Below are 17,528 nucleotides of genomic sequence, written 5' to 3'. Positions count from 1 at the left end.
TATATAAAAATATTTAAATATTTTTGATTAGCGATATTTCGTTGCATACTGGAAAATGTTTGCATTTAATACAATCTGCCCATATTTTATGGTCCGGTAGTGATTCTTTTGGAATTTCCATAAAGCCGAGCTTCTCGAAAAAACTTTGTTTGTATGTCAAAGACAAGACCTGTTTCAAACCTAAACCTTTTGCTTCTTCAAGGCATCTTTTTACGATTTTTGAGCCGATGCCTTTTGATCTGTATTCTTCTCGTATGATCAACGACCTGATCTCTGCAAGTGCAGGAGAATGTACATGCAAAGCACAAAAACCGACAAGTTTTTCTTCATCGAAGGCAAGCATATATGATCTTATATTGGTAGCGATCTCGTCATTGCTTCTAGGCAGAATGATACCTGCATCGACTTCAGGCTTTATAAGCTCCTGCATAGCTGCAATATCGTTTAAAGAGGCTTTTTTATATGTTATCATCGAGGATCTCCTCTTGCAAAATCTCGTATATCTCCGATACAAGCTTGGGTATTCCGCGCTTTTTACTGCTTGATACCATCAAAGCATTCGGAAATCTCTTTCTTAACGAACTCTGCTCTTTTTGGTTTAACTTGTCTATCTTTGTAAATACGGTCAGAATTATTTGCGATTCATTTGCGACATTTAGTAAAAAATCCGCTACGTCGGCATCTATTTCGAGTTCCGGATGACGGCAGTCGACAAGGTGGATAAAAAGTTTTATCTGTTCTCTTTGCGCTATATAATCCGTTAGGTTCTTTTCCCAATCATACTTCATAGATTTTGATACTTTTGCATAACCGAATCCGGGAAGATCGACAAATCTTGCAGATCTTTTTTCGCCGGCATCTCTGTCTAAAAAAGTTACGTCAAAATAGTTTATTAGGCGTGTCTTCCCAGGCGTAGAGGAAACTTTTGCCAACCCTTTATGGTTTGTAAGAGCATTTAGCAGAGAGCTTTTCCCGGCATTTGATCTGGCCATGAAGACGACCTCGTTCTGATTGCTTGAAGGAGGTGCTTTTTCTATATTGGGGGCTGATGTGATGAACTTTGCATCTACAATATCAACCATTACTTGCTCTCGTTTTTGTCTTTGATATTAAATATCATGATCACAGGTTCTTTATTTGCACCCTGTGCCACGGCTTTTCCGTCTATGGTATTAAGTATGACTTTGTCTCCGTCGATCTGTTTCTTTTCATTGATCTGGCGCAGGTGTACGTTCGTATAGAACTGATACTCTTTTATTTTCGGCAGATAGATCGCTTTTTGCGCTTTTCCTATATATGTCGAATTGTTGTCGGTTCTGACAAAAAACGATACATTCCCTTCTGCCAGCATTTTTGTAGGATCATGTTTTTCATCCGTATATATCGTGACCTTTGAAGCATTTAATTCGTCTACGCCTCTTTTTATTTTTACATCGCCTTTAAAAATGGCGATCCCCTGTTTTTCATCACCGTCAAAAGAGTTGGCGGTCACTTTTAATTCATTGGCAAATAGCACGCTTGAAGATAGAAGTAAAGCAAAAATCGTTTTTATTTTCATAGTTTCTCACTGTTTTTTAATTGATACACCGCAGACACGTCTTTTGAGGTGGCATGACCGTGTTTGCTGTCATACATCAGGCTGTTTCCGGTTATTCTATCATTATTTCTATATGAAATATATTTACTTTTGGTTTTTAAGACGCCTGTTCTTTGATTATAGTTCCCATCGTCACTTTTATAGGTCAATCCGTCAGCTCTTTTATAAATAAGATTTCCGTAAAGATCGACGATATAGTCTTTATAAATACCGAAATTTGATGTGATATTAGCGATCTGTTCTTTTGAATTATCGGTATAGTTTACATCAAATATCTCATATCTGTCCAGATATCTGTAGCCTTTCGTTCCTTGAAAGATACTTTTCAGCCCCTCTTTGTCAAGGTCGTATATAGTGAACTTGGTCAATTCGAGCTGCGCGATCTCGCCTTTATCCAGTTTTTCCATTTTCATAGGATGAAAGAAAAGATATATCATCGCCAAGCCTACGGATATATAGATAAAATAGAAGTTTATGTTCATATCCAAAGTTCCAAAAACCGTTCCATCTGACCGTTTTCTTTTATGACGATCTCGATCATCTCTCTAACAGCCGCATCTCCGCCTTTTCGTGTCAGGACATAGTCTACCATCCCTTTTACCTTATCGGCTCCGTCATTTGGCGTAAAGCTTTTCCCTACGCATGAAAGGAGTTTGTAATCATTGAGGTCGTCACCGATGGCAGCGACTTGATCAAAAGAGATGCCGATCTCTTCCAAAAGTTTTTCTAAAGTGGCTTTTTTGTCTTTTACGCCTTGATAAAGGTACTTTATGCCAAGTTCTGCGGCTCTGTTTTCAACGATCTTGGAATCTCTTCCCGTGATGATGGCGAGCTCACCGCCGAGTTTTCTCCAGCTCACTATCGCAAAACCGTCTTTGACGTCAAATTTTTTGATCTCTTCACCGCTATTTGTATATATAATACCGCCGTCGGTCATACATCCGTCGACATCCAAAACTATCAGCTTAATCATAAAACATCTTTTGTACTAGGTATCCCTACTCTTTCATTTATGGTTACGGCACGGCGAAGAGCCACCGCCAAGGCTTTAAAAGAAGCTTCGATAATATGGTGTTTGTTCTTTCCTCGCTGCTGAATTATATGTGCGCTGATCTTTGCGTTATACATTAGTGCTCTAAAGAACTCTTCGACAAGTTCGGTATCAAAGCTTCCCACTTTACCTGCCACATCAAGTTCATACACCAAGAAAGGACGGTTGCTAAGATCGATGTCGCAGCTCACGCATGCTTCATCCATCACGACATTGGCGTTGCCGAAACGTTCAAGTTTTTTTACGGGATAGATACATTCGGCTAAAAGCGAACCAAGGACGATCGCGACGTCTTCGACGCTGTGATGATCGTCTATATGGACATCGCCGCTGCATTTGATCTCCAGGTCCAAAAGCGCATGTTTTGCAAAACTTTCAAGCATATGGTCTAAAAAGCCTACTCCCGTGCTTATCTTGCTCTTTCCTTCTCCGTAAAGATTTAAAGAGATGGTAATATCTGTTTCTTTTGTTTTTCTTGTTTTGCTTATCATAAATCTATTCCTTTACTATAAATGCACCAGCAAACTGTCCGTTTGCTTTGTAGTCTCTGGCTTCTGCTTCGCTTTGGAAACCTTTCAGCCACACTTTGAACATTCTTTGTTTACCTGCCTGCATATCTTTTATGATAGTTTTGTACCCGTCTATACCGTCATATTTTTTCTGTGTTCTTATGGCGCCTTCTATGTTGCTAAAAGAGCCGATCTGAAGAGCAAACTCCGTTACGACTTCCTCTTTAGGTCCCGCATCAAGCTCTTTTTGTTTTGGGATACCCACTTTTCCTTTTCCGGCAAAACCGAGTACTTCAAGCGTCACCAAAGCAGTTCCCGTGCCAATCATATCTATTTTTGCAGCTGCTGCTTTAGACAGATCAATGATCCTGTTGTTTACGAAGGGTCCACGGTCGTTGATACGTACTATCGCGGATTTTCCCGTCGCTTTGCTTGTGACTCTTACGATCGTGTTCATAGGAAGAGTTTTGTGCGCTGCCGTCATATCGTACATGTTGTAAGTTTCGCCGTTGGAGGTCAGTTTTCCATGAAAATCGGGACCGTACCAGCTTGCGCGGCCAAAAAGCTTGTCACCTACGCTTACAACGGTCGGATAGTATCTTATTCCGCGGACCACATATGGACGCATGGTTGCTTTTGCATATCTTTTACTACTGCTTGGAGAATAGTTGTTGTAAGTGCTCGAGCCGCCGTAGTAGCGGACCCCTCTTGTGCTACAACCCGTGAAGACAGATAAAACAGCTATAAAGATTAGGATTTTATTCATTTAAGTACAACTTGTCGCCGATTTTAATAGTGTTGTTTTTCAGGTTGTTTACCGATTTTATAAATCCGATGCTTACCTTGTTCGCTTTTGCTATCGAATCAAGAGTATCTCCGTTTTTGACCATATAGTATTTTTTATCATGAAAACTATGTTTTGAGACTGCCACAGGGATGATAAGACGCTCTTTTAAAGAGAGTCTGTTGGTGGTCAGTTTGTTGAAATCTTTTATTATTTTGTAGGGAACTTTATATTTTTTACCGATACTGTAGAGACTTTCGCCCGCTTTGACCGTATGGACCATATAGATGTTTTTGATGCTTTCGGGATGATATTTCTGTTTGAACTCCGAAAGTTTTACGTATGGAATGTAAATATCGTAGGTTTTTACATCGGGCGGAGTAAAATCATAACTTAAATGATGGTTTAGAGCTTTTAGTTCTTTCAATGGAATACCGATCAGTTTGGAGATTCTCGATAAAGATTCCCCTCTGGCGACCTTTACCGTTGCCAGCGAATAAGCATTTCCGCGGTTAAGCAAAAATTCATACTCGTTGTCTATCAGATAGTCTTCATCGTTCCCTACCAATGCCAAAGCAAGAATCTTTCTGATATAAAGTCTGCTTTCGCGCGGGATATATCTTTTTTTATCATCCAAAAGTACTTTTAGATCATCCGTACCCGCTCTTTTTATAGCACGGCTGAGATACCCTCCTCCGCAGTTGTACGCGATCGCCGCCAGATACCATTTTCCGAATTTTTTGTGCAGATAAGTAAGATATTGCGCTGCAGCTTTGGAGGATTTTATAAGATCACGTCTTTCATCCACGTAATCATCGATTCTTAATTTATACAGTTTTGCGGTACGGGGCATAAACTGCCACATACCCGTAGCTCTTTTTTTCGAATATGCCTTAGTGGAAAAGTTGGATTCCGCCATGGCAAGATACAAAAACTCTGCGGGGACGTTGTACTCGTTGAGTACTTCTTTGATTCTGGGGATAAATATATAAGCATTGTCCATAGCTTGAAAAAAGTGTTTATATTGGTATCTTGCGCGTTCAGAAGATTTCATCTCATTTAGTTTTTCATCATACAGGAAGGATGAGTCTATGTCGAATGTCTTTAAAAGTTCTACGTCTTTATTGTTGTTCGTGCTGAACGTCAATGCAGCAAAAAGTGCATACGGAGCCAGTAAAATCAAAATAAATCTAAGCATAATATAACAATTTCCATAATAAAAAGTGTTTTATTTTATCTAAAAAGAGATTATTATTATATAAATTATATGTGCAAATTATATAATATTAAAGAATATGAAACAATTTTATCGCATTTTCTGTCGTTATATTCTCAATTTCATCGATATTTTTATGTAATAGTTCTGACATTTTTTTAGCGACAAATCTTGTGTAAGCGGGTTCGTTCCTTTCCCCTCTGTGCGGTGTCGGAGTCAAATACGGCCCGTCGGTCTCTATAACCAGCCTTTCCAAAGGAATTTTTGGCAGAACGTTGACCAGTTTTTTTGCATTGCTGAAGGTCAGTACCCCGCCTATACCGAAATAAAAGCCCTCTTGTGCTAGAGAAAGAAGCTGTTCATCGGCGTTGTAACAATGTAAAACACCCCCTACTTCGCCCGCTTCTTCTTCAAGAAGTATTCTTTTGGAATCGAGTGAAGCGTCGCGTATATGCACGATAAGCGGCTTTTTATACTTTTTTGCCAGTCTTATTTGTGCTTTGAAGACTCTTTCCTGCTCTTTTTTGACGATCTCTTTTTCTTCATGGCTTCCTTCGAGCCTAAAATAATCCATCCCGCATTCGCCTACGGCTACACACTTTTCATGCTGCAGATATTTTTCAAAATCAAAAGAATCAAATGCTTCAAGATCATACGGATGCACTCCTACGGCAAAGTAGATATTTTCATGTGTTTCTGCTATCTTTACTGCTTTTTCAAGGGTCAGAGGATCGGCACCGGGAATGATAAACCGCTTTACATCGTTTTGATACGCTCTGTTTATAACATCTTCAAAGTCATCGTCGTATCTGCCGTCATCCAGATGTATATGCGTGTCAATTATCATCTTTTTTTTCCTTGTTTTCATTTTTTAGATTTTTTACGTATTTTATATTCTTTATCATCAAAATTATAAAAAATATGGAGACTAACAGCGAAAATAAGGCTAATACAAGATTATTTGCCATATAAAAGTTAAAGCACAGCACCAAAGAGATGATGGAAATGATGAAGCACATCTATCTGCTTGCCTCCAGAAGCTCTTTTGCGAATTGGCGTGCTTCTTTTGTAATGCTCTCACCGCTGATAATGCGGGCTATCTCCTCTATCCTGCTGTTAAGATCAAGCTCTTTTGCAAAAGACTCATCGCCTTTTTTATGGATAAGAAAATGCTGATTTCCCATAGAGGTAAGCTGCGGCTGGTGAGAGATAACGAATATCTGAAAATATTTTGCAAGTTTGCGAAGCACTTTTGCAACGCTCATGGACTCTTCACCGCTTAGATTGGCATCTATCTCATCAAGCATCAAGACACCGCCGTTTTTGTTCATGAACTCTGATTTTAAGGCAAGTATGGCAAGACGCAGCCTGTTGAACTCTCCCGTACTTATCTTATCTAGTGCTGTTGAGTTCAACTCCAGTTCTATCCTGTCTTTTCCAAGCATATCGAGTCTGTTTTCATGCAGGGCCGCTTTTGCGTCTCTTAGGTAGAGGTCTTTTAGATATTTGTTTAGGTCGTCGTTGAAAGACTTTAGCTCTTTGGCTCTTAGCTCGCTTAGAGCATCTGCAAGTTCATTGACCGCTTTTTCTAAAACAGCATGCCTTTGTACCAGTTCATCTTTTGTGATCTCGATGTTCTCATATGCTTCAAGCTCTTTTATCTTCTGCTCTTTATACGCAAGCGCTTCTTGAATGCTTCCGTATCTTCTTTTGATGGCACCGAGCTCCTCTATGCGGTTTAGCACCTCTTCGACCTCTATATCCTCTAATGCCCCGAACTTTTCTTCTGCGTTATCCAATACGACTCTTAGTTCGTTCATTGCATCGTCAAAAAAAGCGCTGTCTGCATCCAGCAGATCAAGTGTACTCAAAACGTGATGCTCATTGTCAAAAAGAGATTTTGCAAGCTCTATGCTCTCTAACACCTTTTCTTTTTTGGAAAGCTCTTTTTTAATACTTAAAAGTTCTTCGTCTTCGCCCTCTTTAGGGTTTACCTCTTGGATCTTTTGTATCTCAAAAGCAGCGAACTCTTTGAGCTCTATGATCTTTTTTTCCTCTTCTTCTATCTTTTCAAGTTCCTGTTTGACTTTTTTGTATTCCAAGAAGCTTTCCCGATACTCTTTTTTGAGTGTGTCAAGCTTTTGTGTTTTGTGTTCTACACGGTTGTCCAAGATACAGAGGAGATTTTCGTTCTCAAAATCACTGTAGTCTCTTAGGCTCAGGTGCCTGAGATAGTTTGAACCGATATCCGACATCACTTTTTTAGAAACGCTCTGATTATTGATGAAATAGCGGGATTTCTCTTTTTTGATATGTTTAAAGACGTTTACGTCATCCTCTTCTATGCCCGTTTCTTCCAAATCAAGTTCCCAAGTCACGCTTGATTCGCAAAGAGAAGCCTCACAGCTGCTTGCACCCAGTGAAGAGAGAATGGAGTTCATGAGTATGGACTTACCGCTTCCGCTGGGACCGGTAAAGACGATAAGACCGTTTTTCAGCTCAAGCTCTACTTCGTTGAAACTCAGGTAATCTTTTAGGTAAAATCTCTCTATCATCTGTCAAACCTCTTTATTGTCTGCAATTATACTTTAAAACACTTATCTTAATTTTTATCAGTTTGACATATTTTTAGGCAGTAATATAAAAATATTGCATTTTGTTATTTTTTTAATCTATAATATTTTTTCAATGTAATATTGTTATACAACATTATGATAACTTGGAGTAATAGCAATGAATCAAATTCAAAAATTAAAATTACATTATGAAAATGATACAAAAGAAAAACTATCTCATATAAATCAAATTGAAGATTTAGAAAAAATCTTTGAAAGATTGCAAAAAAAATATTTAAACTTTACTTTTGAAACCTCTAAATCTATAACAAACCCTATGAAAATGACACAGATTAAAGTTTTAACTAATGCATTAATGAAAACTAATGAATCAATTATTGTACTACTTAAATCGCAACTATATATCGGTTCTGATCCTCTTGCACGTGTAGCACTAGAACATTCTATAAATTTATTATATTTATTAGATGATGATACAAATGAACGTTCAAAAGAATTTATAAGAAATTTTATTGATACAACTCTAAACAAATCTAAACAATGGTATCAACATTGTTTAAAAATAAATAATGAATATGCAATAAAAGTCTCTAAAGATAAAGTTGAAATGTTTGAACAAATTAAAAAAGAAAATAGTAAATTATATAATAATAAAAAAAGTAATTGGCCTGAGCTTTATAAAAGATTTAAAGTTTGTGGACATGAAGATGCTTATAGAACTTTATATGCTATGAATTCGGATTCTGTACATAGTTTAGCAGAAGATGTTTATAACTTTGGCACCGTTTTAAATTTTCCTATAGAACTACAATCTGTAGCCATTAAAAATTTTAAAGCAACAAATATTTCTTTATCAATTTATCATGGTATAAAAACATTATATTATTTTGGCTTAGTTTTAGTAAAACTATCAAGCAAATTAGATCAAGATAAAGAAAAAATAGAAATTATAAAATTAGTAAACTCTTTAGCTCCATTTCTAGTCATTCATGGAGAAGAAGTTGAATTTGAAGAAATTAATTGATTTTTTTACTCTCCCCAGCGAAGCTTCTCTTTTAAGACGTCAAAGTAGTTGAAATCTTTTTTGTGTATCAGTTTTGCCGGATTTTTTGCCAGCTTAATACTTATGGTATCGCCTGAGCCGAACTCATGTATATCCTGCCCGTCAACGATGAGCAGTGCCGATTTGTCCGGTGTTTTCATATCGATGCTGAAATGCCCCGGAAGAACGACCGGCCTTTGCGTCAATGAGTGCGGACAGATAGGTGTGAGCGAAAACACATTTGTAAGTGGAAAGAGTACGGGTCCGCCCGCTGAGAGGTTGTACGCCGTAGAACCCGTCGGTGTCGAAACGATGACACCGTCACCGTAGTATGTGTTGAACGCTTTGTCGTCCACCAGAGTCTCTATACGTATCATCTTAGAGATAGAGGGACGTGTGAGAACAATATCGTTAAACGCAAATATCGTATCTTCGGATTCGCTTGTTTTTATGGTCGCCTGCAGAACCGATCTGTGGTCTATGCGATATTCGCCTTTGACTAAAAGCTGAACGAAATCTTTCATCTCATCGACCGAAAGATCCGCCAAAAAGCCCAGTTTTCCGGCATGGACGCCAAGAACCGGGATCTGGTACTTGTACGATCTTCTTACCGTAGAGATCAGCGTCCCGTCTCCGCCGATACTTACCAAGATATCGCATTTTTGGCACAGGATGTCAAACTCCTGTCCCATGACGTCTATCATGCCGCCGCTGATGCTGTCGATGAAGACTTCGATACCATGTGATTCAAACACGTTTTTTATGTCATAAAATATATCTTTAAGTTCCGGTGTCGAAGGTCTGAGAATGATCCCGGCTTTTTTTATATCCGTTTTTTTCAAAAATGACTCTTTATATCTTTTTTAAACAATTATACACTTTTTTATGGTTAAAATCTAATGTGACGCATAAATAAAAGGATGGTGAGCCGCATGATGACCTTATCCGATTCTCCGCACTCTAAGACTCCCGAAGAACTTTACGAGATATTTGAGAGTTCAGAAGAAGGAATAGAAGCCGATGAAGCCTCCAGGCGTTTGAGAGTTTACGGTAAAAATGTACTCAAAGAGGAGAAGCGTTCATTTTTGTCTATTTTTATCGGTCAGTTTAAAAGCCCTATCGTCGCCGTTTTGATCGCTGCGGCGCTTCTTTCTTTTGCAATGGGACATACCACGGACAGCATTTTTATCGCAGGCATCCTTTTCATAAACAGTATTTTGGGGTTTTTTCAGGAGTATAAAGCCGAAACTTCCATCCGGGCGCTTAAAAAACTCACGGAGACTCATGCAAGAGTCGTAAGAATGGGGCTAGAAGCGCTTGTTCCTTCAGAAGAGATAGTTCCCGGAGATATCCTCCTCTTAGGCGAAGGGGATCTTATATCGGCTGATATCAGGCTTATCGAATCCCATGGACTGCAGGTTGACGAGGCAACACTCACGGGAGAGTCTGTGCCCTCTTCTAAAGATGCGGATAAAATATTTCCATCTCAAACCCCTCCTTATGAAAGAAAAAACATTCTTTTTTCAGGTACGCACATCATCAAAGGGACAGCCAAAGGGCTGGTTACCGCCACTGCAGAACATACTTATCTGGCAAGCATTGCCAAAAGTGCGCAGGAGCTTTCTCCCGATTCTCCTCTTACACGTTCTCTTTCCCTCTTTTCAAAGAAGCTTATCGTAGTTTTAGCCGCAATTTTACTGATCGTCGGTGCCGTGGGACTCATTCATGGATTAGGTATAGGCGATCTGGCCTCCGTCCTTATAGCCGAGCTGGTTTCCGCAGTGCCCGAGGGTCTGCCTATAGTCGTAACGCTTATTTTGGCTCTGGGAGCATATAGACTCAGCGGCCATAAAGTACTTGTACGCCATCTGCCTTCGGTCGAATCGCTAGGAAGCGCTTCTGTGATCGCAACGGATAAGACGGGTACGATCACTCAAGGATATTTATCCGTCAAAGAGACGGAAGTACTCGACAAAGAGGCTCTTAGGATGTGCGCGGCCTTGTGTAACGATGCTTCACAAGAACACGGTGATCCTGTCGATGCAGCGCTTAGAGTTTGGCTGGGGTCCGAATATGAACCGATAAGAAAACACAACTCCAGAGTGTTTTACCACCCTTTTGATCCAAAACTCCGTATGATGGCAACCGTCAATCAAGATCATCAAAAAAAAGAGCGGTTGTATATTAAGGGAGCCTACGAAGCGTTAAGGACAATGGCTGCAAACAGTGTGCAGGAACTCGAAAATCTGGATAAGGCTCATGATAAAATGGCTGTGACGGGGCTTCGTCTTCTGGCTTTTGGTATCAGTGAGGAAAATTGGGAAGATCCTAAAAAATGGAGTATTCGTATCGTAGGACTCATCGGTTTTGCAGATAGTGCAAAGGATGGTGTCGCCGATGCCGTTTCTCATGCTAAAAATGCCGGGATCAAGGTTATTATGATCACGGGAGACAACCCTTTGACGGCGCAAGTTATTGCCAAGGATGTTGGTATATGGCAAGAACAAGACAGAGTGCTAAACGGTACGGAAATAGAAGATATGACTGACGAGAGACTTTACGATACGCTCAAAAGATGCAGTGTTATAGCCCGCGCTCTTCCCGAGCACAAATACAGAGTCGTCAAGCTTTTGCAAAAAGAGGGTGAGATCGTAGCCGTTACAGGAGACGGAGTCAATGACGTCCCTGCCCTCAAGGCTGCTGACCTTGGTATCGCCATGGGCGGCGGAAGCGAAGCCGCAAAATCAACCGCAAAAATGGTAATAACCGATAACAATCTGGGAATCATAGTCGATGCGATACGTCAAGGCAGGATTATTACGGCGAACCTGAGAAAAGTCATATTTTATCTGCTTGCAACCTGTTTTGATGAGATTCTCCTTATCAGCACGGCAATCATAGCAGGCGTTCCTCTGCCCGTTCATGCTACGCAGATATTATGGATAAATATCGTAACCGACGGAGTGACGGACAAAACGTTTCCGATGTGCCGCCAAGAGGGAGATGTCATGAAAAATCCTCCCCGCAGGCTTGAAAAACAGTTTTTTGACCGTTGGCAGATAGCCAGAATAGCATGGGTGTCGATCGTTAATGCTTCTGTGACACTTGCCGTTTTTATCCATCTTTTAAACAATGATTATAGTTATGAAGCGGCTGTTACAGTATCTTTTTCCATTATAGTGACTTCACAATGGGTAAACGGTATCTTGGCGCAAAAAGAAAATGAACCTTTTTTACGCAATATAAGAAGAAGTTTGAGCATCAATCCTGCAATATGGATCGGAGTTGCTATTGGAATAGCACTTCAAAGTATTGCTCTTTATCTTTTCCCGCACTTGCTTCATTCTATATCGCCGAACTTTGAGATGCTTGGCTATATAGGAGGTGCTACGATTGGCGTGTTTGCTTTAATAGAGGGCTATAAATGGGTGGAGTGGATTTTAAAAAGAGCTGCTAAGAGATAGCTCTTTTCATCAGATATCCGTCCATGTTGTTCGGGTAATAGGATTTCAGGATCTTGATGATCTTGAATCCAAATTTTTCATATAACGATATGGCTTGCCCGTTGGTCTGCTTTACCTCTAAACGCAATGCTTTGTCTTTTAAGTTGTACAAAGAGTGTTCTAAAAGCTTTTTTGCATACCCTTTTGAATGAAACTTTCGTAAAACGGCGATGGAATAAAGCCTGTAGAAATTTTTTCTACTCAGCCACAGACAATATCCGATGATCCCGTTCTCGTCTTCTGCGACAAAAACGATGTTTCTTTTCAGATGATAGCGCAAAGAAGAGCGTGAGAGTCCGAACTCTTCAGGCGAAAAATTGTCTTTCTCGATCTTTTCTATCTCTTTTAGATCACTCAAAGAAGCTTGTCTGACGGTCATTTTTGGTAGATGGTATATTTTGGTATGAGTTTATCCGGACGATATGACATTTTTACTTTTTTAAGATTTTCAAATCCCATATCGTCTCCTACGTTGATATATTCGCTGCCGTACTTCTCTTTTAAAATCTTTACGAACTCTCTAAAGATGAACTGGGCGCATCCCAGTATCTCAAAATCCGTTTTTTCTATGATGACGCTTGCTACCGTTTCGCTTATTTTTTCGCCGACGGTAAAACCTTTGAGCTCATTGTCTATGTAGATGACGATCCCGATCACGTCAAGGTTGTCATAATCATTCATAAGTCTTTTTATCGCAAAACGCTCGAAATAGATACCGTCTAAAAATACTTCCGCATCCTCTTTTGGCATATGGATGGTTCTGTCTTGAACCCATTTGTTAAAAAGCGCTATAACCTCTTTTGCATGCTGCTCTTTGTCAAAGATCTCTATTCTGTGGTTTGGGTATATGCTTCTAAAACGGTTAATCTCGTTTCTTTTTACTTTATAGGGATTTCCTTTGAGGTCTATGAGATCATCGGTTCTATAAATATAGTCGACCAGTTTTTTTTCGATAATGAAATCTTTAAGCTTCTCAAATATCTCGGTGCCCTCTTCCAGATAATCGACAAACCCCTCCAAAATATCCTCATGAACATATTCGATCTTGGAAAAATTTTTGTTTTCATTATGGGTGTTCATGATATCAAAACACTCTATTATCGCATCATAGATGTTTTCCTGTCTGCCAAGAGGCGGCAAAAGCATGCTCAAGACACCCGAAGAAAGGATAAACAGACAAAAGGTCTCGTTGACTATCGCATAAAACCCCGTAGAGTTCGACAGCCATATGTAGTTTCCTGCAAAAGTATAATCGCTCAGATCTATTTCGATCATGTGCAGATATTCATCCATTATCGGTTTTGCATTTAGATTAAAATGCTTTAAAGTGTAATCTTTTATAACTAAGCTTGACATTGGCAACCTTGTATTTTTTTAAAATTATACTCCTATAAATTCACTTTTACGCAAGCTTTTTTTATAAAAATTTTAAATAAATAATATGTTATAATTTATCAAAGCGCAAAGGAGGATTTTATGAATATCACCAGATATATATTTGAGTCACCTTATTCCAGTCAGATACAGATAGGAAGGCCTGATCCCAGTGTAAAACAGCAGGCATCGTCGCAGCAGCAAGGGTCTGAACTTTTGCAAAACACCAACCAGACTACAAGCGATGCACAGACCTTTTTAAGCACGGAAAAAAAAGATGTGACACCGACGGTGACCTCTACGAATCTTTTAGACACATATGCTTAAAGAGCGGAGATAGAGGGCGAAAAGGCTTTTGTACTAACTTGTACGGTTTGCCCCGGTTGAAAGCTTTTTGCTTCGTTTGAATCGAGAACTATCTCGACTATCTGCTGTCCTATAGCGACTATTGCAATATAGATCACGTCGGCTTTTTTTATCTCTAAAAGCTCGCCTTGAAGCGTAAATTTCTGACTTCCCGATGTTTTAAGCAGGACATCCTTTGCCAATCCGTCCTTTATGATCTTTCCATGTTCAAGCACAAGTACTCTCGTTGCCAGTCTGTACATCTCGCTTGGGTCGTGACTGACCATAATGGTGGTCGTATCGAACTCTTTATGAAGACGGAGAATGTCATGCTGAAGTTTTGTTCTCATCTCGGGATCAAGAGCCGAAAGAGGCTCGTCCATAAGCAGTATCTTCGGGCGTTTCATCAAAGCACGGCATAAAGAAACGCGCTGACGCTGTCCGCCGCTGAGCATAGCGGGATATCTCTCTTTTAATTCACTCAGCCCCGTCAGTTCTAAAAGATGTGATGCCAGTTTGGCGTCTTTACTGACAAAAAGCAGGTTCTGCAAAACAGTCATGTTCAAAAACAGCGCATAATCCTGAAACACAAAGCCTATGCCCCTTTCTTGAGGAGGAAGAGCTTTTTTTAAATCGAGCCATTTGGAGCCGAAGACATCTATCTCGCCTTTAGCCGTTTCAAGCCCTGCGAGTATACGCAAAAGAGTCGTTTTACCGCTTCCGCTTACGCCGCTGAGAGCTACGAACTCATTTTTCTTGATGGCGATATCGATATCAAGATCGACATGCCCGTTTGTCGTGTAAAGTGTTTTTTGTATATCCAGTTTTATCATCATATGACGCCCATCTTACGATTTTGATGCTGATTGAAAAAATAGACTCCAAGCAGTACGAAAAAGCTTATCAAAACCATAAGTGCGCTGTAGATATGCGCAGATTTATAATCCATGATCTCGACATATTCATAAATAGCCACAGAAGCGACTTTCGTCTCTCCGGGGATAGAACCTCCGACCATCAATACCACACCGAATTCGCCTACCGTATGCGCAAATGTGATGATAAGAGCCGTGATAAGCGCGGGTTTGACGTTTGGAAGCGCTACATGCAAAAGAGTCGTGATCCTGCTTTTACCCGCTATATAGGAAGCTTCAAGCATATTTTTATTAAGCGACTCAAAACCGCTTTGCAGCGGCTGGACCATAAAAGGAAAGGAGTAAAAACAGCTCGCGATCACAAGTCCCGTAAAATTAAAGACCATTTTGACACCGAAATAGTGGTCCATAAATGCGCCCAAAGGCGAATTGTACGAGAGTGCGTAGAGTATGTAAAAACCGAGAACCGACGGCGGTAAAACGATCGGAAGGGATACAAAGGCCTCTATGACGGGTTTAAACCTGTTGTTCGTCTGGCTCAGCCACCAGCTCAACGGCAGTGCTATGATAAAAAGAATGAACGTGGTGGACGCGGCCAGTTTAAAGGAGAGAAAAAAAGGTTCGAAGTTCATACCGTTCATATTTTTATCCATTTGGCACTGAGATCGGCCATTTTCGCCTGATACGGACTGCTCGTTATAATCGCATCCACACCTGTTTTTGCAAACTCTGCGGCGTTATCTTTGTTTATGCCCCCTGCTGCGGTTATCTTTGCATCGGGGAAATGGGTTTGTCTATACCCGACAAGATCTGAAAATATATCCAAGGCGCACTTGTCCATCTGTATCACATCCGCACCAAGCATAAGCATCTCTTTTGCATCTTGAATATCCTCGCATTCGACTACGATCTTTTTTTCGACCGCTTTTGGTTTTAATCTTTTAAAAGCATCTTTAAATGCATCTGTATCTTTAAAAAGCGAACGGTGGTGTGAAAAAATCAAAATAGATTCGGAGAGTCCAAGTCTGTGCGGAAGTACTCCTCCGCAAAGCAGTGCACGGACGGCAAATTTTTTGGCAAAAGGGATGCTTTTTCTCGTGACGAGTATCTCACAGTGCCTATTTACTTTCTGTACGTTTAAGAGCATGTCGTTTGCGTATGTCGCCATTCCGCAGGCATATTCCAAAAGTACCTGTGTCAGCTTCCAAGCCCGATGCAGGATCTCACCTTTGGCTTTTATGCGAAGGATCGCCTCTTGGGCTTTAACCCTGTTTGACGAAGGAACGAAAAACTCTACTTCACAGCCCAAAAGTTCGGCGATGCGTGCCGCTTCTTCACTGCATGCCACAACAGTTTCTTCCCGTGTCCTTATCTCGAGTATCGCATCGTCGAAATCCTCGCCGAGCATTGTGGTCGTGAGATCAAAATAAGGCATGTCTTCACGTATATATTCCAAAAGTTCCGCGTCTAAAAGCAAAGACAAGAGATATCCTTTTATTAATGTTCTTCTTCAAACGATGCTATCGATACATCGTTTGATTTTATCAAGGCAATGAGCTCGTCACCGGCTTTTATACCCATAGCAGATGCAGAATTTTGGGTGATGATACTTTCTAATATCACCCCCTGCATATCGAGTTTCACACTGCATAGGATCTGGCCGTGTACGACATCTTGCACAACAGTTTTAAGCTGGTTTGCTATGCTTGTTTGCGAGTTCAGACCTTTGGACAGTGCGATATTCGTCGCTTTTACTTTTAGCTTCACTTTTATGCCCGGTCCAATGGCAGGATCCAGTTCAAGTGCCACCATGCTCAGCTTCACGCCGTTTGCATCAAAATATACAGCTGAGATGTTTTCATGTTTTTTTATATCGGTCACAGCCGCATCGATCATATTCATTGGACCAAATATCCATATTTTTTAAATATTTCTTTTGCTTTTGCGCTTAGGATAAAATCGTAAAACTCTCTATACTCTTTGTTGCCGTTTGCAAATTTCAACAAAACTATACCTTGTTTTATCGGCGTATACAAGTCTGCGTCTACGTCTTTAAAGTTTACGCCTTCCTTGTAGCGTGCCATTTTAGGGGAGTAAAGCGAAGATTTCGCGATAAAACCGATATCTGCTGCACTTATAGAGTACGCGACCGTTTGAGAGATGCTTTCGGCGTAAACGAACTTGTCTTTGACACTGTCAAAGACGCTGCCGTTTTTCATTGCTTCCATCGCTGCTTTGCCGTAAGGCGCCGTTTTAGGATTTGCGACCGCTATTTTTTGTATATCTTTTGATTCGAGCAGTTTTATGCCTTGAGAGAAATCCTGTTTTTTAGTGCTGAAGTATGCCAGTGCTCCTTGTGCATAGACTATAGGTTTGGTCGTTGCCATCCCCTCTTTATAAAGGGCTTGTGGATACTTCATGTTCGCGGACATGAAAAGCCCAAAAGGCGCGCCGTTGTTTATCTGTGCCGTCAGCTTTCCGCTGCTTCCGAGTGTGACTTCCACTTTTGTAGAGGGATGCATTTTTGCGAATTCCGCTTTTAATTCGTCCATAGCATAGCTGACGTTTGCGGCTACCGCAAGATTGATCTCGCCTGCCAAAAGAGAGGATATTGAAACGATTAACGCCAAGATTATTTTTTTCATATTTTTTCCTT

General features: G+C 40.3%; 21 protein-coding genes. 3 read left to right on the top strand and 18 right to left on the bottom strand.

Annotated elements, in window-relative coordinates; genetic code table 11:
• Positions 1–13: 13 nt before the first annotated feature.
• From WCY03_RS06130 to WCY03_RS06085, 10 genes are all read right to left on the bottom strand, one after another.
• Positions 14–472 (bottom strand): N-acetyltransferase, encoded by a 459-nt coding sequence (locus WCY03_RS06130; RefSeq protein WP_345991182.1) that lies wholly within the window; start codon positions 470–472, stop codon positions 14–16.
• A complete protein-coding gene (gene yihA, locus WCY03_RS06125) occupies positions 459–1,082 on the bottom strand; it encodes a ribosome biogenesis GTP-binding protein YihA/YsxC (protein WP_345991180.1) in 624 nt (207 codons plus the stop codon). The genes WCY03_RS06130 and yihA overlap by 14 nt, the downstream gene beginning before the upstream one ends.
• Complete coding sequence (gene lptA, locus WCY03_RS06120) at positions 1,082–1,558, bottom strand: lipopolysaccharide transport periplasmic protein LptA (protein WP_345991178.1); 477 nt, start codon at positions 1,556–1,558, stop codon at positions 1,082–1,084. Before lptA ends, yihA begins: the two co-directional genes overlap by 1 nt.
• Positions 1,555–2,079 carry an LPS export ABC transporter periplasmic protein LptC gene (locus tag WCY03_RS06115; protein ID WP_345991176.1) on the bottom strand — a complete coding sequence of 175 codons (525 nt, stop codon included), beginning with the start codon at positions 2,077–2,079 and terminating at the stop codon, positions 1,555–1,557. Before WCY03_RS06115 ends, lptA begins: the two co-directional genes overlap by 4 nt.
• Positions 2,076–2,570, bottom strand: a complete 495-nt coding sequence (locus tag WCY03_RS06110) for an HAD-IIIA family hydrolase (RefSeq protein ID WP_345991174.1) — start codon at positions 2,568–2,570, stop codon at positions 2,076–2,078. The genes WCY03_RS06115 and WCY03_RS06110 overlap by 4 nt, the downstream gene beginning before the upstream one ends.
• Positions 2,567–3,139 carry an imidazoleglycerol-phosphate dehydratase HisB gene (hisB, locus tag WCY03_RS06105; RefSeq protein WP_345991172.1) on the bottom strand — a complete coding sequence of 191 codons (573 nt, stop codon included), beginning with the start codon at positions 3,137–3,139 and terminating at the stop codon, positions 2,567–2,569. The genes WCY03_RS06110 and hisB overlap by 4 nt, the downstream gene beginning before the upstream one ends.
• Before the next feature lie 4 nt (positions 3,140–3,143).
• Positions 3,144–3,923, bottom strand: coding sequence for a septal ring lytic transglycosylase RlpA family protein (locus WCY03_RS06100; protein WP_345991170.1), 780 nt, complete (start codon positions 3,921–3,923; stop codon positions 3,144–3,146).
• Positions 3,916–5,139, bottom strand: a complete 1,224-nt coding sequence (locus tag WCY03_RS06095) for a LysM peptidoglycan-binding domain-containing protein (RefSeq protein ID WP_345991168.1) — start codon at positions 5,137–5,139, stop codon at positions 3,916–3,918. Before WCY03_RS06095 ends, WCY03_RS06100 begins: the two co-directional genes overlap by 8 nt.
• A gap of 88 nt (positions 5,140–5,227) precedes the next feature.
• On the bottom strand, positions 5,228–6,004 hold the full coding sequence (locus WCY03_RS06090) for a TatD family hydrolase (RefSeq protein ID WP_345991166.1): 777 nt from the start codon (positions 6,002–6,004) through the stop codon (positions 5,228–5,230).
• A gap of 172 nt (positions 6,005–6,176) precedes the next feature.
• Complete coding sequence (locus WCY03_RS06085) at positions 6,177–7,712, bottom strand: AAA family ATPase (RefSeq protein ID WP_345991164.1); 1,536 nt, start codon at positions 7,710–7,712, stop codon at positions 6,177–6,179.
• Between the two features lie 178 nt (positions 7,713–7,890).
• Between WCY03_RS06085 and WCY03_RS06080 the strand changes: the two genes are divergently transcribed.
• On the top strand, positions 7,891–8,757 hold the full coding sequence (locus WCY03_RS06080; RefSeq protein ID WP_345991162.1) for a DUF5677 domain-containing protein: 867 nt from the start codon (positions 7,891–7,893) through the stop codon (positions 8,755–8,757).
• 5 nt (positions 8,758–8,762) lie between these two features.
• On the opposite strand, the gene WCY03_RS06075 is transcribed toward WCY03_RS06080, so the two are convergent.
• Entirely contained in the window at positions 8,763–9,617 is an 855-nt protein-coding gene (locus WCY03_RS06075; protein ID WP_345991160.1) for an NAD(+)/NADH kinase, read from the bottom strand.
• A gap of 90 nt (positions 9,618–9,707) precedes the next feature.
• Between WCY03_RS06075 and WCY03_RS06070 the strand changes: the two genes are divergently transcribed.
• A complete protein-coding gene (locus tag WCY03_RS06070) occupies positions 9,708–12,239 on the top strand; it encodes a cation-transporting P-type ATPase (RefSeq protein WP_345991158.1) in 2,532 nt (843 codons plus the stop codon).
• On the opposite strand, the gene WCY03_RS06065 is transcribed toward WCY03_RS06070, so the two are convergent.
• Together WCY03_RS06065 and WCY03_RS06060 are read right to left on the bottom strand one after the other, a co-directional pair.
• Positions 12,229–12,657 carry an N-acetyltransferase gene (locus WCY03_RS06065; RefSeq protein ID WP_345991155.1) on the bottom strand — a complete coding sequence of 143 codons (429 nt, stop codon included), beginning with the start codon at positions 12,655–12,657 and terminating at the stop codon, positions 12,229–12,231. The genes WCY03_RS06070 and WCY03_RS06065 overlap by 11 nt on opposite strands.
• Positions 12,654–13,634, bottom strand: a complete 981-nt coding sequence (locus WCY03_RS06060) for a DUF2156 domain-containing protein (RefSeq protein WP_345991154.1) — start codon at positions 13,632–13,634, stop codon at positions 12,654–12,656. The genes WCY03_RS06065 and WCY03_RS06060 overlap by 4 nt, the downstream gene beginning before the upstream one ends.
• Before the next feature lie 120 nt (positions 13,635–13,754).
• Between WCY03_RS06060 and WCY03_RS06055 the strand changes: the two genes are divergently transcribed.
• A complete protein-coding gene (locus WCY03_RS06055) occupies positions 13,755–13,979 on the top strand; it encodes a hypothetical protein (RefSeq protein ID WP_345991152.1) in 225 nt (74 codons plus the stop codon).
• Here the strand turns inward: WCY03_RS06055 and WCY03_RS06050 are convergent.
• The 5 genes from WCY03_RS06050 to modA are packed head-to-tail and all read right to left on the bottom strand — an operon-like array spanning position 13,976 to position 17,517.
• Entirely contained in the window at positions 13,976–14,830 is an 855-nt protein-coding gene (locus tag WCY03_RS06050; protein ID WP_345994066.1) for an ATP-binding cassette domain-containing protein, read from the bottom strand. The genes WCY03_RS06055 and WCY03_RS06050 overlap by 4 nt on opposite strands.
• Entirely contained in the window at positions 14,830–15,525 is a 696-nt protein-coding gene (gene modB, locus WCY03_RS06045) for a molybdate ABC transporter permease subunit (protein WP_345991150.1), read from the bottom strand. The genes WCY03_RS06050 and modB overlap by 1 nt, the downstream gene beginning before the upstream one ends.
• Entirely contained in the window at positions 15,510–16,355 is an 846-nt protein-coding gene (gene modD, locus WCY03_RS06040) for a ModD protein (protein ID WP_345991148.1), read from the bottom strand. The genes modB and modD overlap by 16 nt, the downstream gene beginning before the upstream one ends.
• A 14-nt stretch (positions 16,356–16,369) precedes the next feature.
• The gene (locus WCY03_RS06035; protein WP_345991146.1) at positions 16,370–16,774 is read right to left on the bottom strand and encodes a TOBE domain-containing protein; all 405 of its coding nucleotides are present in this window, start codon (positions 16,772–16,774) and stop codon (positions 16,370–16,372) included.
• On the bottom strand, positions 16,771–17,517 hold the full coding sequence (modA, locus tag WCY03_RS06030; RefSeq protein WP_345991144.1) for a molybdate ABC transporter substrate-binding protein: 747 nt from the start codon (positions 17,515–17,517) through the stop codon (positions 16,771–16,773). Before modA ends, WCY03_RS06035 begins: the two co-directional genes overlap by 4 nt.
• Positions 17,518–17,528 lie beyond the last annotated feature (11 nt).

The sequence above is a fragment of the Sulfurimonas sp. HSL-1716 genome (genome assembly GCF_039645975.1).
Classification (GTDB): Bacteria; Campylobacterota; Campylobacteria; order Campylobacterales; family Sulfurimonadaceae; genus Hydrocurvibacter; species Hydrocurvibacter sulfurireducens.
This window is presented reverse-complemented; position numbering and strand designations above follow the sequence as displayed.